Origin of the sequence: Pantoea sp. USHLN256, from assembly GCF_037149875.1 — a bacterium.
GTDB classification, from domain to species: Bacteria; Pseudomonadota; Gammaproteobacteria; order Enterobacterales; family Enterobacteriaceae; genus Pantoea; species Pantoea nemavictus.
In genome coordinates this window covers 490,826-506,054 of the sequence record NZ_JBBCQO010000001.1, presented here as the reverse complement: position 1 = coordinate 506,054, position 15,229 = coordinate 490,826, and the positions used below count along the sequence as shown (strand labels likewise).

General features: G+C 53.9%; 10 protein-coding genes. 7 read left to right on the top strand and 3 right to left on the bottom strand.

Annotated features, from left to right (window positions below; translation table 11 throughout):
* The first annotated feature begins 97 nt into the window (after positions 1–97).
* The 7 genes from cmoM to WFL93_RS02435 all read left to right on the top strand — a co-directional run bounded on the left by cmoM (position 98) and on the right by WFL93_RS02435 (position 10,777).
* The gene (gene cmoM, locus WFL93_RS02465; protein WP_180823360.1) at positions 98–883 is read left to right on the top strand and encodes a tRNA uridine 5-oxyacetic acid(34) methyltransferase CmoM; all 786 of its coding nucleotides are present in this window, start codon (positions 98–100) and stop codon (positions 881–883) included.
* A complete protein-coding gene (gene mukF, locus WFL93_RS02460; protein ID WP_007887410.1) occupies positions 880–2,202 on the top strand; it encodes a chromosome partition protein MukF in 1,323 nt (440 codons plus the stop codon). Before cmoM ends, mukF begins: the two co-directional genes overlap by 4 nt.
* Entirely contained in the window at positions 2,183–2,917 is a 735-nt protein-coding gene (gene mukE, locus WFL93_RS02455) for a chromosome partition protein MukE (RefSeq protein WP_336777179.1), read from the top strand. Before mukF ends, mukE begins: the two co-directional genes overlap by 20 nt.
* Positions 2,914–7,383: a chromosome partition protein MukB gene (gene mukB / locus WFL93_RS02450; protein ID WP_336777178.1), complete on the top strand. Its 4,470-nt coding sequence runs from the start codon at positions 2,914–2,916 to the stop codon at positions 7,381–7,383. Before mukE ends, mukB begins: the two co-directional genes overlap by 4 nt.
* 156 nt (positions 7,384–7,539) lie before the next feature.
* Positions 7,540–9,369: a L,D-transpeptidase gene (gene ldtD / locus WFL93_RS02445; protein WP_049851025.1), complete on the top strand. Its 1,830-nt coding sequence runs from the start codon at positions 7,540–7,542 to the stop codon at positions 9,367–9,369.
* A 187-nt stretch (positions 9,370–9,556) separates the two neighbouring features.
* Positions 9,557–10,108 (top strand): YcbK family protein, encoded by a 552-nt coding sequence (locus WFL93_RS02440; protein ID WP_007887399.1) that lies wholly within the window; start codon positions 9,557–9,559, stop codon positions 10,106–10,108.
* Between the two features lie 36 nt (positions 10,109–10,144).
* Entirely contained in the window at positions 10,145–10,777 is a 633-nt protein-coding gene (locus WFL93_RS02435) for an MBL fold metallo-hydrolase (RefSeq protein WP_336777177.1), read from the top strand.
* 143 nt (positions 10,778–10,920) lie between these two features.
* Here the strand turns inward: WFL93_RS02435 and WFL93_RS02430 are convergent, their stop codons facing one another.
* From WFL93_RS02430 to asnS, 3 genes are all read right to left on the bottom strand, one after another.
* The gene (locus tag WFL93_RS02430; RefSeq protein ID WP_049851027.1) at positions 10,921–12,111 is read right to left on the bottom strand and encodes an amino acid aminotransferase; all 1,191 of its coding nucleotides are present in this window, start codon (positions 12,109–12,111) and stop codon (positions 10,921–10,923) included.
* Between the two features lie 199 nt (positions 12,112–12,310).
* Positions 12,311–13,423 (bottom strand): porin OmpC, encoded by a 1,113-nt coding sequence (ompC, locus tag WFL93_RS02425; RefSeq protein WP_049851028.1) that lies wholly within the window; start codon positions 13,421–13,423, stop codon positions 12,311–12,313.
* Between the two features lie 299 nt (positions 13,424–13,722).
* Positions 13,723–15,123 (bottom strand): asparagine--tRNA ligase, encoded by a 1,401-nt coding sequence (gene asnS, locus WFL93_RS02420; RefSeq protein WP_049851029.1) that lies wholly within the window; start codon positions 15,121–15,123, stop codon positions 13,723–13,725.
* Positions 15,124–15,229 lie beyond the last annotated feature (106 nt).

The window sequence follows — 15,229 nt, the reverse complement described above, 5'->3', positions numbered from 1 at the left end:
ACAGCAGCCAAACAGTTACGGTGGCATGAAAGGTTCATTCTTGTTGAGCCTGTGACAAAATAGCACAAGTTGAATGCAGCAAAGCGGAGCCATCATCATGCAGGATCGTAACTTTGACGATCTGGCGGACAAATTCTCACAGAACATTTATGGCACGCGCAAAGGCCAGGTGCGCCAGGCGATCGTCTGGGATGAACTGGAAGCACTGTTACCCACGCTGCCCGCTGGACCGCTCGCGGTGCTGGATGCCGGTGGCGGTGTGGGACAAATCTCAAGCGGCCTGGCTGCACGTGGTCATCAGGTGCTGCTGTGCGATCTCTCTGCCGAGATGCTGAAGTTGGCCGAAGCACATGCGCACAACGCGGGTGTGAGCCACAACATGCAATTCAAACAAATTAGCGCCCAGCAGGTGGGCGAACATTTGGATACGCAGGTTGATCTGGTATTGTTTCACGCGGTGTTGGAATGGGTCGCACAGCCGGAAGAGGTGCTGCAAGCGTTGTGGCACACGTTGAAGCCTGGCGGCGTGCTGTCGCTGATGTTCTACAACGCGCATGGCTTAACTTTCCGCACCCTAACGCTCGGTAATTTCGGCTATATGCGCGCCAATATGAGCAAACGCAAAAAGCGCACGCTGTCGCCGGATTTCCCTCGCGATCCCGATGATGTGACGCGTTGGCTGACAAACTGCGGATTTGAAATTGAACGGCGTGCGGGCATTCGCGTCTTCTGTGATTACATGAAGCCGCAACCCGGCGCAGGGAAGAGCGTTGAGGAAATCATTGAGATGGAACGGCGTTTCTGTCGCCAGGAGCCCTTTTTGAGTTTAGGGCGCTATATCCACGTGACCGCGCGCAAACCCAGTCAGAAGGATCAACTATGAGCGAATTTTCCCAGACGGTCCCCGAATTGGTGGCATGGGCGCGCAAGAACGACTTTTCGCTTGCGTTGCCGGTAGAACGTCTGGCCTTTTTGCTGGCTATCGCCACCTTAAACGGTGAGCGCATGGACGGCGAGATGAGCGAAGGCGAGCTGATTGACGCGTTTCGTCACGTGAGCAAGGCTTTCGAACAAACCCATGAAACCGTGCAGGTGCGTGCCAATAACGCCATTAATGACATGGTGCGCCAGCGCTTGCTCAACCGCTTTACCAGTGAGCTGACGGAAGGCCACGCCATCTATCGTCTGACGCCGCTCGCCATCGGCATTACCGACTACTACATTCGCCAGCGTGAATTCTCCACGTTGCGTCTCTCGATGCAGCTGTCGATTGTGGCGCAGGAGCTTAAACGCGCGGCGGATGCGGCCGAAGAAGATGGTGACGAATTCCACTGGCATCGCAACGTCTTTGCGCCGCTGAAATATTCGGTGGCGGAAATTTTCGATAGCATCGACATGACGCAACGTCTGATGGATGAGCAGCAACAGGCGGTGAAAACCGATATTGCCGATCTGCTTAACAAAGATTGGCGTGCGGCGATCTCCAGCTGTGAAATGTTGTTGTCAGAAACCTCCGGCACCCTACGTGAGCTGCAGGATACGCTAGAAGCGGCGGGCGATAAGCTGCAGGCCAACCTGCTGCGTATTCAGGACGCCACGCTGAGCAGCCCGGATCTCGGCTTTGTCGATAAGCTGGTGTTTGATCTGCAAAACAAGCTGGATCGCATCATCAGCTGGGGCCAGCAGGCTATCGATTTGTGGATCGGCTATGACCGCCACGTACATAAGTTTATTCGTACCGCCATCGACATGGATAAGAACCGCGTTTTTGCGCAGCGTTTACGCCTGTCGGTGCAGAACTATTTCGACCAGCCGTGGGCGCTAACCTACGCCAATGCCGATCGTCTTTATGATATGCGCGATGAAGAGATGACGCTGCGCAATGACGAAGTGATGGGCGAGCTGCCGCCGGAAATGGAATATGAAGAGTTTAATGAGATTCGCGAACAGCTGGCCGCGATGATCGAAGAGGCGCTGCAGATCTACAAACAGGAGCAGAAACCGCTCCATCTGGCGACGGTTATGCGCGACTACCTGTCGCAGTATCCGCGCGCGCGCCACTTTGATTTGGCACGTATCGTCATCGATCAGGCGGTACGACTCGGCGTGGCCGAAGCTGATTTAGCCGGCCTGCCTGCGCAATGGCAGGCCATTAATGATTACGGAGCCAAGGTGCAGGCACATGTCATCGACAAATATTGAACAAGTGATGCCAGTCAAACTGGCATTGGCTCTGGCAAATCCGATTTTCCCGGCGCTCGATAGCCAGTTACGCGCGGGTCGCCACATTGGCATTGAAGAGCTGGATAATCACGCCTTCCTGATGGAATACCAGGAATACCTCGAAGAGTTTTACGCGCGCTACAACGTTGAACTGATCCGCGCGCCGGAAGGCTTTTTCTATCTGCGTCCGCGTTCAACCACATTGATTCCGCGCTCGGTACTGTCCGAGCTGGATATGATGGTGGGCAAAATTCTTTGCTACCTCTATCTCAGTCCGGAACGTCTGGCCAATGAGGGAATTTTTACCCACCAGGAGCTGTACGACGAGCTGCTGTCGCTGGCCGATGAGAGCAAACTGCTGAAGCTGGTGAACCAGCGTTCCACCGGTTCCGATCTCGATCGCGCTAAGCTGCAGGAAAAAATGCGCGCCTCGCTGAGCCGTCTGCGTCGTCTTGGCATGGTGTGGTTTATGGGCAATGACAGCAGCAAATTCCGCATCACCGAATCGGTGTTCCGCTTTGGTGCTGACGTGCGCAGCGGTGACGATGCGCGTGAAGCGCAGCTGCGCCTGATTCGTGACGGTGAAGCGATGACGCTGGAAAGCGCGCCGGCTGCGACAGAGAACGATGAAGCAGATAATGATATTGACGCTGAAAGCGACGCGAGTGATAACGCGGAGGATGAGCAAGCATGATTGAACGCGGTAAATTTCGTTCGCTAACGCTGATCAACTGGAACGGCTTCTTTGCCCGTACTTTTGATCTCGATGAGCTGGTGACCACGCTATCGGGCGGTAACGGTGCCGGTAAATCTACCACCATGGCGGCCTTCGTCACGGCGATGATCCCTGATCTAACGCTGCTGCACTTCCGAAACACCACCGAAGCTGGGGCGACATCGGGTTCGCGCGATAAAGGGCTGCACGGCAAACTGCGCGCCGGCGTCTGTTATTCGGTGCTGGATGTGGTCAACTCACGCCATCAACGTGTGGTGGTTGGGGTGCGTCTGCAGCAGGTGGCCGGGCGCGATAAAAAGGTCGATATCAAGCCATTCAGTATTCACGGTTTACCGACGGATTCGCAGCCAACCGACATGCTGACTGAAATCCTCAACAACCGCCAGGCGCGCGTCTTGCCGCTGACGGAAGTGAAGGAGCGCGTTGAAGCGCAGGAAGGCGTGCAGTTCCGCCAGTACAACTCAGTAACGGACTATCATGCGGTGCTGTTCGAGCTCGGCGTAGTGCCGCGTCGTCTGCGTAATGCCAGCGATCGCAGTAAGTTCTATCGCCTGATTGAAGCTTCCTTGTATGGCGGTATTTCGAGCGCCATTACCCGCTCACTGCGCGACTACCTGCTGCCGGAAAACGGCGGCGTGCGTAAGGCTTTCCAGGATATGGAAGCCGCGCTGCGTGAAAACCGCATGACGCTGGAAGCGATTCGCGTCACCCAGTCCGATCGCGACCTGTTTAAGCATCTGATCTCTGAAGCCACCAGCTATGTTTCTGCCGACTACATGCGCCACGCCAACGAGCGTCGTATTCACCTCGACGGTGCGCTCCAACTGCGTAATGAATTGTTCACCAGTCGCAATCAGCTGATTTCCGAGCAGTATCGTCACATTGAGATGGCGCGTGAGTTGTCTGAGCACAACGCTGCCGAGAACGACCTGGAAACCGATTATCAGGGTGCCAGCGATCACCTGAATCTGGTGCAAACCGCGATGCGTCAGCAGGAGAAAATCGAGCGATACGATGCCGATTTGGAAGAGTTGACCTATCGTCTGGAAGAGCAGAACGAAGTGGTTGCTGAAGCGCGTGACGTGCAGGAAGAGAATGAAGCGCGCGCCGAAGCGGCTGAAATCGAAGTGGATGAGCTGAAAAGCCAGCTTGCTGATTTTCAGCAGGCACTCGATGTGCAACAGACGCGGGCGATTCAATATCAGCAGGCATTGCAGGCGTTGGAAAAAGCGCGTACGCAGTGTCAGCTGCCCGATTTGAGTATCGATAATGCTGCCGAATGGCAGGAAACCTTCCAGGCGCGGGAAGAAGAAGCCACCGAGCGATTACTGCGTCTGGAGCAGAAGCTGAGCGTCGCCGAAGCGGCACACAGCCAGTTCGAGCAGGCGTTAAGCCTGGTCACCAGCATTGCCGGTGATGACGTCGGCCGTCAGGATGCCTGGCAAGTGGGGCGCGAATTACTGCGCGATGCGGCTAATCAGCGTCATCATGCCGATCAGCTGTCATCGCTGCGTTTGCGTCTCAACGAGCTGGAAACCCGTCTGCGTGAGCAGCATGATGCCGAGCGCCTGCTGGCGGACTTCTGTAAACGTCAGGGCCAGCAATACGATGCGGATGCACTGGACGGTTTGCAGCGTGAACTCGAAGCGCAAATCGAACAGCTTAACGAAAGCGTCTCGGATGCGGGTGAACGCCGCATGCTGATGCGTCAGGAGCTGGAGCAGCTGCGTGAGCGTATTACCGCATTGACCGCGCGCGCGCCACATTGGCTGGCAGCGCAGGAGATCCTCACCCAACTCAGCGAGCAAACCGGCCAGGAGCTGACCAGCAGCCAGCAAATCACCGAGTTTATGCAGCAACTGCTGGAGCGCGAGCGCGAAACCACCGTTGAGCGCGATGAGCTGGCGGCGCGTAAGCGTGAAGTCGAACAGCAAATTGAACGACTGAGCCAGCCGGGCGGAGCGGAAGATGCGCGCCTGACGCAGCTGGCGGAACGCTTTGGCGGCGTGCTGCTGTCGGAAATTTACGACGATGTCACGCTGGATGACGCGCCGTACTTCTCGGCGTTGTATGGTCCATCGCGTCACGCCATCGTGGTGCCAGATTTGTCGCTGGTGCGCGAACTGCTCGACGGTTTAGATGAGTGCCCGGAAGATCTCTACCTGATTGAGGGCGATCCGCAAGCGTTTGACGATAGCGTCTTTAGCGTCGAAGAGCTGGAAAAAGCGGTGGTGGTGAAAGTGGCTGAGCGTCAGTGGCGCTACTCACGCTTCCCGAAAGTGCCGCTATTTGGTCGTGCGGCGCGTGAAAATCAGCTTGAGCTGCTCAACAACGAACGTGAACAGCTGGCTGAGCGTTACGCCACGCTGTCGTTTGATGTGCAGAAAACGCAACGTCTGCATCAATCCTTCAGCCGCTTTATCGGTAGCCACTTAGCGGTGGCGTTTGATGAAGATCCGGAAGCACTGATTCGCCAGCTCAACAGCCGCCGTGGCGAACTGGAGCGTGCGTTGGCGCAGCATGAAAACGACAATCAACAGCAGCGCGCACAGTTTGAGCAGGCAAAAGAGGGCGTGAGCCAGCTGAACCGCCTATTACCGCGCGTCAATCTGCTGCTCGATGATACTCTCGGCGATCGTTGTGAAGAGATTCGCGAGCGCGTGGAAGAGGCGCAGGAAGCCGCGCGTTTCCTGCATCAGCACGGCAGCAAACTCAGCAAACTGGAGCCGTTGATTGCGGTACTGCAAAGCGATCCGCAGCAGCACGATCAGTTGCAGCGCGATTATCAGCAGGCACAGCAACAGCAGCGCGATGCACGTCAGCAGGCCTTTGCCCTGACCGAAGTGGTGCAGCGCCGTGCGCATTTCAACTATGAAAGCTCGGCTGGCATGTTGGGCGGCAACAGCGATCTCAATGAACAACTGCGCCAGCGTCTCGAGCAGGCAGAAGGCGAGCGCAGCCGCGCGCGCGAACGTCTGCGCGGGCATCAGGCGCAGCTGACGCAGTATTCACAGGTGCTGGCGTCGCTAAAAAGTTCTTACGATGCTAAGCGCGACATGCTGAAAGAGCTGCAGCAAGAGATGCAGGATATCGGCGTGCAGGCGGATGCCAGCGCGGAAGAGCGGGCGCGCATTCGTCGTGATGAGTTGTACAGTGCGCTTAGCCATAACCGTGCGCGTCGCAATCAGCTGGAAAAACAGATCACCTTCTGTGAAGCCGAGATGGACAGCCTGCAGAAGAAACTGCGCAAGCTGGAGCGCGATTATCACCAGATTCGTGAGCAGGTGGTTACTGCCAAAGCGGGCTGGTGCACGGTGTTGCGTCTGGTTAAAGAGAACGGCGTTGAGCGTCGTTTGCATCGTCGCGAACTGGCGTATCTCAGCGGCGATGAGCTGCGATCCATGTCGGATAAGGCGCTGGGTGCGCTGCGTCTGGCGGTGGCGGATAACGAACATCTGCGCGATGTGCTGCGCATGTCTGAAGATCCGAAACGTCCGGAACGCAAGATTCAGTTCTTTATCGCGGTGTACCAGCATCTGCGTGAACGTATTCGTCAGGACATCATTCGTACCGATGATCCGGTCGAAGCTATCGAACAGATGGAAATTGAGCTGAATCGTCTGACTGAAGAGCTGACCGCGCGCGAGCAAACGCTAGCCATCAGTTCACGCAGTGCGGCGAACATTATTCGCAAAACGATCCAGCGCGAGCAGAACCGTATCCGCCAACTGAATCAGGGCTTGCAGGCCGTAAGCTTTGGTCAGGTGCGCAGCGTTCGCCTGAACGTTAACGTACGTGAAGCGCACTCAACGCTGCTGGATACGCTGTCAGAAGAGCATGAGCAGCATCAGGATCTGTTCACCAGTAATCGCCTGACCTTCTCAGAAGCGCTGGCGAAACTTTATCAGCGCCTGAATCCGCAGATCGATATGGGCCAGCGCACGCCGCAAACCATTGGTGAAGAGCTACTCGACTATCGCAACTATCTCGAGATGGAAGTGGAGGTTAACCGTGGTTCTGATGGCTGGCTGCGTGCGGAAAGTGGCGCACTTTCTACCGGTGAAGCGATTGGTACCGGGATGTCGATTCTGGTGATGGTGGTCCAGAGCTGGGAAGAGGAGTCGCGTCGTCTGCGTGGCAAAGATATTTCGCCGTGCCGTCTGCTGTTCCTTGATGAAGCGGCGCGTCTGGATGCACGTTCAATCGCTACGCTGTTTGAGCTGTGCGAACGTCTGGAGATGCAGCTGGTTATTGCAGCACCGGAAAACATCAGCCCGGAAAAAGGGACCACCTACAAGCTGGTGCGTAAGGTGTTTAACAACACTGAGCACGTGCATGTCGTTGGTCTGCGCGGTTTCTCAGCGGACCCATCGCCGGTGAAAAATGAAAATTCCAGGCTCGGTCTGGAAACGGAAAATAGCTAACGCTGAATCTGGTTAAAAAACAGCACTGCGTTTAATCTATAAGCGGCATTTGCACTGAGAGGCAGATGCCGTTTTTTATTCGTATACTCAACATTAAGAGTATGGCTGTACATGGCGATCACAGGGCGCTGTGTCATTGGTGAGAAGGGGGCAGGGATGTTGCTAAACAATAAGAGCAAAATGAGTCGTGCTGCAGTAGCACTCGGTTTGTCATTGGTATTATCGCCGTTGACGGTAAGCTATGCGGCCATCACCTCCACGCTACCCCACTCTACGCACAGTACAATGTCAGTTGCTGCCAGCCAGCAACAAATTCAGCAGGCCTTTAGCGCCACTGAGCAACCTTTCTACTTGCCGGGCTTAGCCGGCATTTACGCATCGCGTGACATGGCACCGCTTTGGCAAGACCCTCAAGCGGTGCAGGCGTTTCAGCAACAGCTGGCGGAAGTGGCGCTCTCCGGCGTGCAGCCACAATTTACCCGCTGGGTGGAGCGGCTGACCAACCCTAATATCAAAGGGCTGGCGCGCGATATCGTGCTGAGTGATGCCATGCTAGGCTACCTGCAATTCGTTGCCAACGTGCCGACGCAAGGCGAAACCTGGCTCTACAGCAATGTGCCGTATAAGCTGACCATGCCAGCGCTAGCGGCGATCAATCAATGGCAGAATGCGGTTAACGCCGGTGGTAGCCGCACGTTCGTGTTGTCATTGCAACCACAGCATCCGCAATACCTGCCGATGCATAACGCACTGAAAGCCCTGCTGACTGATAATAATCCATGGCCGCAACTGCGCGACAGCAGCACCCTGCGCCCGGGCCAGATCAGTAATGATGTGCCGGCGCTGCGTGAGATTCTGCAACGTACAGGCATGCTCACCGCTAGCCACAGCAGCACGCCAACACCTGCAGAAGATGCAGTACCCACAGCGCCGGTTCCCGTAAGCCAGAGTAATCAACCGGTGGCGGTGAGTCCGTCCGCTGCAAACTTTGATGATATTGATGCAGCGCCTGCTCTCGCTGCTTCTCCTGACGTGGCCAATAATAATGTGGCTGCTACTCCGACGGCATCCGGTCCCAATGTCTATGACACTGCGCTGGTCGAGGGGGTCAAGCGCTTCCAGCATTGGCAGGGATTAGCTGATGACGGCGCGATTGGTCCGCGTACGCGTCAATGGTTGAATGTGCCGCCGCAGCTGCGTGCCTCGCTGCTGGCACTGAACATCCAGCGTCTGCGCCTGCTGCCGGATGATATGCATAACGGCATCATGGTGAATATCCCGAACTATTCACTGACCTACTACAACAACGGTGCCACCATTCTGTCATCCCGGGTGATTGTGGGACGTCCTGACCGCAAAACGCCATTGATGCGCAGCGCACTGAATAATGTGGTGCTGAATCCACCGTGGAACGTTCCGACTACTCTGGTACGCCAGGATATTGTGCCAAAAGTGAAGCAGGACCCGACTTACCTGTATAAGCATGGCTACACGTTGCTGTCCGGCTGGAGCGCTGATGCCGAAGTGATTGATCCGTCGATGATTGACTGGCATATGGTGTCGGCAGCGAGTTTCCCATATCGCATTCGCCAAGCGCCAGGCGCGACCAACTCACTTGGGCGTTATAAGTTCAATATGCCAAGTTCGGATGCCATTTATCTGCACGATACGCCCAACCACACGCTGTTCCAGCGTGATATTCGGGCGCTTAGCTCGGGCTGCGTGCGCGTGAATAAAGCGTCAGAGCTGGCCGATCTCTTGCTGCAGGATGTGGGCTGGAACGACGGACGTATTTCGGACACATTGAAAGAGGGCAACACGCGTTATGTGTCGATTCGCCATCGGATTCCGGTCAACCTCTATTATTTAACCGCCTGGGTCGCCGATGATGGGCAACCACAGTATCGTACAGATATTTACAATTATGATAATCCCGCGCGTTCCGGCAGTCAGGTATTGCATAAAGCAGGACAATTACTGCTTTAGTCATTGATTTGACGCTCCTCCTTTTACATTTCATTAACCAAGACCAGTCGCGAAAATTTGATTTTGCGCTGGTTTTGGCCGTCTGCGCCATATTCTGGGTTGACTGAGCTTTTGCCTGCGGTTAATGTTCGGCCTTGTGTACTTTTCGCACATATTTTATCCGCTTTAGATTAGGTAACCCCGTTTCATGGCTAATTTTGATTCTCAACGTCGTCGATTACTCTTGATTGGAGGCGCAGCAGCAGGTTTGGCGATGCTTCCAGGCTCCGCTCTGGCTTCGCTTTCCACTGCCCGCCCACGAGTATTGACGCTTAGTAACCTTCATACCGGTGAAACCCTCAAAACAGAGTTTTTTAACGGTAAGCGTTATGACAAGGATGAGTTAGCACGTTTAAACCACTTCTTCCGTGATTTTCGCGCCAATCAGGTGAAGAATATCGATCCCCATCTTTTTGATCAGCTTTATCGTTTGCAGACATTGCTGGATACGCGTAAACCGGTGCAGCTGATCTCGGGTTACCGTTCTCTGGCAACCAACAATATGTTGCGTGAGTCCGGTCCGGGCGTGGCGAAAAAAAGCTATCACACTAAAGGACAAGCGATGGATTTCCATATTGAGGGAATTTCGTTGAGCAATGTTCGCAAAGCGGCGTTATCTATGCGCGCCGGTGGTGTAGGATATTACCCGCGCAGCAACTTCGTACACATTGATACCGGGCCTGCAAGGCACTGGTCCTGATACCGGCAGCGCTGCGTGTGTCGGTCATGGAGCGCTATGAATTACCAAATTATTCCGGTTACGGCCTTTTCCCAGAACTGTTCAGTTATCTGGGATGACGATACGCAACAAGCCGCACTGGTCGATCCCGGCGGTGATGCGGAAACTATCAAAGCAATATTGGCTGAACGTGGTTTAACGCCGTCGCAAATATTGCTCACTCATGGTCATCTCGATCATGTTGGGGCCGCTGCAGAATTGGCTGCACACTATCAGGTCCCGATCGTCGGTCCCCATCCGCTTGATGCTTTCTGGTTAGATAATCTGCCGACGCAGAGCCGTATGTTTGGCTTACCGGAATGCGCACCGCTGACGCCGGAACGCTGGCTGGAAGAGGGCGAAACCGTGCAGGTTGGCAATGTCGTACTGGAAGTGCTGCTTTGCCCCGGCCATACGCCAGGCCATATTGTGTTCTTCGACCGTGCGGGACGTCTGCTGATTTCGGGGGATGTGATATTTAACGGGGGCGTTGGACGCACCGATTTCCCGCAGGGCAGCCACAGCGACTTGATTAATGCGATTAAAACCAAGCTGCTGCCATTAGGCGATGATGTGACATTCGTGCCGGGTCATGGACCAGTCTCGACGTTGGGGCGCGAGCGCGTTAGCAATCCTTTCCTGCAAGAATAGAAAATGGGCCATTCCGGCCCATTTTTTATCCGTTTCATGTTGCAGGCGCGTTTGCTGCTCTCGTTCGCCCAATCGCTTACTAATGTAAGCTCATCGGGACTCTCTCGTTTGCCGCCTGCCTGCATCATGAATTATTTAACGGATTATAAAACCGCGACTATCGCCTCGCACAGCGCCGACATATTGTCTGGCGTCATACCAGCCACGTTAACGCGACCAGAATTCACCGCATATACACCGAACTCCTCACGCAGACGCACCACCTGATCTTTAGTCAGCCCGCTGAATGAGAACATGCCGTTCTGCTTAATGATAAAGCTAAAGTCTTGGTTAGCCCCTTTCTCCGCCAGGGTATTCACAAACAGCTGACGCATGCGCTGGATGCGCTGACGCATATCGGTCAGTTCCTGAATCCAGATAGTACGCAGCGCATCATTGCTGAGAATGGTGGCGACTACCGCAGCACCGTGTGATGGTGGATTCGAATAGTTGGCGCGAATGGTGTATTTAACCTGACTGAACGCGGTTTTCGCCACGTCGCTACTCGCTGCAACCAGCGTCAGGGCGCCGACGCGCTCATTATACAAGCCGAAGTTCTTAGAGTAGGAGCTGGCAACAATCAGTTCCTGATGTGACGCTGCAAAAATACGCAGGCCTTCAGCGTCTTCATCCAGACCGCGAGCAAAGCCCTGGTAGGCGAAATCGAACAGTGGCAGCCACCCTTTTTCTTGCGACAGTTTCGCCAGTTGTTGCCACTGATCGGCCGTTGGATCGACGCCGGTTGGGTTATGGCAGCAGCCATGGAATAACACTACATCGCCCGCTTTGGCTTCCTGCAGTGATGCCACCATGCCGTCAAAATCGAGGCTGTGACTTGCTGCGTCATAATAGTGGTAATCACACACTTCGAGGCCCGCGGCGTTGAACACATTATTATGGTTCGGCCAGGTTGGATTACTCACCCAAACGCGCTTCACGTCAGTTTGATTTGCCAGGAAATCTGCCGCTACGCGCAGGGCGCCGGTGCCGCCGGGCGTCTGTGCTGTGCAGGCGCGGCCCGCTGAGATCAATGGGCTCTCTTTTCCGAATAGCAATTCCTGCGTACAACGCGCGAAATCCGCCAGACCATCAATGCTCAGATAGTTTTTGGTGGTTTCGTTTTCCAGCAGATACTGCTCAGCTTTTTTAACACTGGTGAGTACCGGCGTTTTACCGGTTTCATCTTTATACACACCAATGCCAAGATTGATTTTCGTCGGGCGGTCATCGGCGCGAAAAAGGTCAGCCAGTCCCAGAATAGGATCGGCGGGTGCGGCAGAGATCGATTCAAACATGAGTCAGTTCCGTTTGGGTGAACTTTAGCGAAATGAGCTATCAGGTTAGCGTTAGACGGCACGCTTGCCAACCGTTGATATAAAAAAGAAATAGGGCGGGTGCTGAAAGTAGAAAAGCTAATTGCGAAGCCGATCACTGAAATGCAAAACGGAGCCCGAAGGCTCCGTTTTTAGGTATTACGCAACTCTAATCGGATGATTAGAACTGGTAAACCAGGCCAACGCCAACTACGTCGTCGGTGCTTACGCCCTGAGCACGGGTGTAATCGTTGTCATCCAGCAGGTTGATTTTGTAGTCAACATACGCAGACATGTTTTTGTTGAAGTAGTAGTAGGTGCCCACTTCGATGTATTTAACCAGGTCAGCGTCGCCACCAGCGAAGGTCGCACCGTTGTCGGTGTTAGTGTTGCCATTCAGCTGCTTGCCTTTAGACTGCAGGTAAGCGATGGATGGGCGCAGACCGAAATCGAACTGATACTGTGCAACCACTTCGAAGTTCTGAGTTTTGTTAGCAGTCTGACGAGCGAAGCTACCGTAAGCAGTGGTGTTACGTGATTCACCGTAGAATGCTGCCAGGTATACGTTGTTCGCGTCATATTTCAGACCGAAACCGTATGCGTCAGCTTTGTCGCCGTTGCCATCTGCAACTTGATCGTTGGTACGGTCAGAAGAGAAGTAAGAACCGACAGCGCTGATGCCCATACCGGTGTCATACGCTACAGAAGTACCCCAGCCGTCGCCGTTCTGTGCCAGTGGGTCACGAGAACCTTCGTTTTTGCCCTGGTACTGTGCTGCGAAGCTCAGGCCTTCAACCAGACCGAAGAAGTTGCTGTTACGGTAAGTAGCCAGACCGCTTGAACGACCAATCATGAAGTTGTCGTTGTCTTGATACAGGGTATCATCACCGAACACTGGCAGTTGGTCAGTGTAAGACATTGCGTCATAGATAACGCCGTAGTTACGACCGTAGTCGAATGAACCTGCATCACCAAATTTCAGACCGGCGAAGCCCAGACGGGTTTTGTTGCCGTCTTGCGCATCAGCGCCTTCAGTGTTGTTAGCCTGAACGTTGTATTCCCACTGGCCATAACCGGTCAGCTGGTCGGTAATCTGAGTTTCACCCTTGAAGCCGAAGCGAACATACGTTGCATCGCCATCATTACCAGCGTCATCAGAGAAAGTGTGACGTGCATCAACTTTACCGTACAGGTCCAGTTTGTTGCCGTCTTTGTTATAAATTTCTGCTGCGTTTGCTGCGCCTGCAGCTAACAGAGCTGGGATAACCACTGCAAGAATGTTGCGCTTCATCATTTTTTATTACCCTCATTGGAGTTATTTGGACATCTGCCACTGCTGCCAAGAAATCTTTACAGAACCTTGAAAGAAGTTTGATGTCTCCTGTGTCTGCACGCATCTTTCCATCACGGGGTTGCTAATTCTAGCCCGAAGATGATTCAAATCTCGCAATTGAGTATCAAAAGGAAAAATTGTATTACAATTTGTAAAATATCGGGAACTTTGTGAGAGAACTCTAAATTTACAAAAATAAAAAAAGGCCGGCTAGGCCGACCTCTTTATATATATGAATTACTTATAATTAATCGCTAATTTTAGAAATTCGCATTGCGTGGGGTACGTGGGAAGGGGATAACATCCCTTACATTTTGTACGCCGGTGACATAGGCGATTAATCGTTCGAAACCTAATCCGAAGCCTGCATGTGGAACGGTGCCGTAACGACGCAGGTCACGATACCACCAATAATCTTCTTTATTCAGGCCCATTTCTGCCAGACGCGCATCCAGTACATCCAGACGCTCTTCACGCTGCGAACCACCGATGATTTCGCCGATACCCGGCGCGAGAACATCCATCGCTGCCACGGTTTTGCCATCGTCGTTCATACGCATATAGAAAGCTTTGATGTCTTTCGGATAGTTTTTCACTACCACCGGTGCTTTAAAGTGCTGCTCGGCAAGGTAACGCTCGTGTTCAGATGAGAGATCCACGCCCCATGACACGGGGTTCTCGAAGGTTTGGCCGCTTTTCAGCAGGATCTCTACCGCATCGGTGTAATCTACCTGTGCAAAATCGGTCTGAACAAAACGTTCCAAACGGGCAACTGCATCTTTGTCAACGCGCTCCGCAAAGAAAGCCATGTCATCCGCGCGCTCATTCAACACCGCCTGGAACACGTATTTCAGCATGGCTTCAGCCAGGGCTGCGGCATCATCCAGCGTTGCGAAAGCCACTTCTGGCTCAAGCATCCAGAATTCCGCCAGATGGCGGCTGGTGTTGGAGTTTTCAGCACGGAAGGTTGGGCCAAAGGTATACACCTTAGAGAGCGCACAGGCATAGGTTTCGGCATTGAGCTGACCAGATACGGTCAGGAACGCTTCTTTGCCGAAGAAATCTTTATCGAAATCGATTTTGCCCTGCGGATCGCGCGGCAGGTTTTCCATGTCGAGCGTCGACACGCGGAACATCTCGCCAGCACCTTCCGTATCCGAAGCGGTGATCAGCGGAGTGGAGACCCAGAAATAACCGTTTTCGTGGAAGAAGCGATGCAGCGCCTGCGCCAGCGTATGACGTACGCGAGCCACGGCGCCAACCAGGTTGGTACGCGGACGCAAATGCGCCACTTCGCGCAGGTATTCGATGCTGTGACGTTTTGCCGCCATGGGATAGGTATCTGGATCGTCAACCCAGCCGGTGACTTCAACCTGGGTCGCCTGCAGCTCAAATGCCTGGCCTTCGCCCGGTGATTCCACCACTTTGCCTGTAATGATCACGGAACAGCCGGTGGTCAGACGCAGCACTTCATCCTGATAATTATTCAGAGAATTATTGACGACGGCCTGAACGGGATTAAAGCAGGAACCGTCGTAAACGGCGATAAAGGAAAGACCAGCTTTGGAATCTCTTCGGGTACGCACCCAACCACGTACGGTGACTTCACTGTCAACCGCGACACGGCCGTGCAGTACATCCGCTACAGGCACAACGCTCATAAAGTTCTCTCTATATATATAGTGGATAAAAGCCCTTTTTCGGGGTTTTGCTATGTTACTTGCGAGCCAACAGGAAACAAGCAAAATTGGCAGGTGAAAGGGAGAT

Bases quoted from the DNA above. Each gene is read 5' to 3' on its own strand.
- cmoM (WP_180823360.1), top strand. From the start codon at position 98: ATGCAGGATCGTAACTTTGACGATCTGGCGGACAAATTCTCACAGAAC.
- mukF (WP_007887410.1), top strand. From the start codon at position 880: ATGAGCGAATTTTCCCAGACGGTCCCCGAATTGGTGGCATGGGCGCGC.
- mukE (WP_336777179.1), top strand. From the start codon at position 2,183: ATGTCATCGACAAATATTGAACAAGTGATGCCAGTCAAACTGGCATTG.
- mukB (WP_336777178.1), top strand. From the start codon at position 2,914: ATGATTGAACGCGGTAAATTTCGTTCGCTAACGCTGATCAACTGGAAC.
- ldtD (WP_049851025.1), top strand. From the start codon at position 7,540: ATGTTGCTAAACAATAAGAGCAAAATGAGTCGTGCTGCAGTAGCACTC.
- WFL93_RS02440 (WP_007887399.1), top strand. From the start codon at position 9,557: ATGGCTAATTTTGATTCTCAACGTCGTCGATTACTCTTGATTGGAGGC.
- WFL93_RS02435 (WP_336777177.1), top strand. From the start codon at position 10,145: ATGAATTACCAAATTATTCCGGTTACGGCCTTTTCCCAGAACTGTTCA.
- WFL93_RS02430 (WP_049851027.1), bottom strand. From the start codon at position 12,111: ATGTTTGAATCGATCTCTGCCGCACCCGCCGATCCTATTCTGGGACTG.
- ompC (WP_049851028.1), bottom strand. From the start codon at position 13,423: ATGATGAAGCGCAACATTCTTGCAGTGGTTATCCCAGCTCTGTTAGCT.
- asnS (WP_049851029.1), bottom strand. From the start codon at position 15,123: ATGAGCGTTGTGCCTGTAGCGGATGTACTGCACGGCCGTGTCGCGGTT.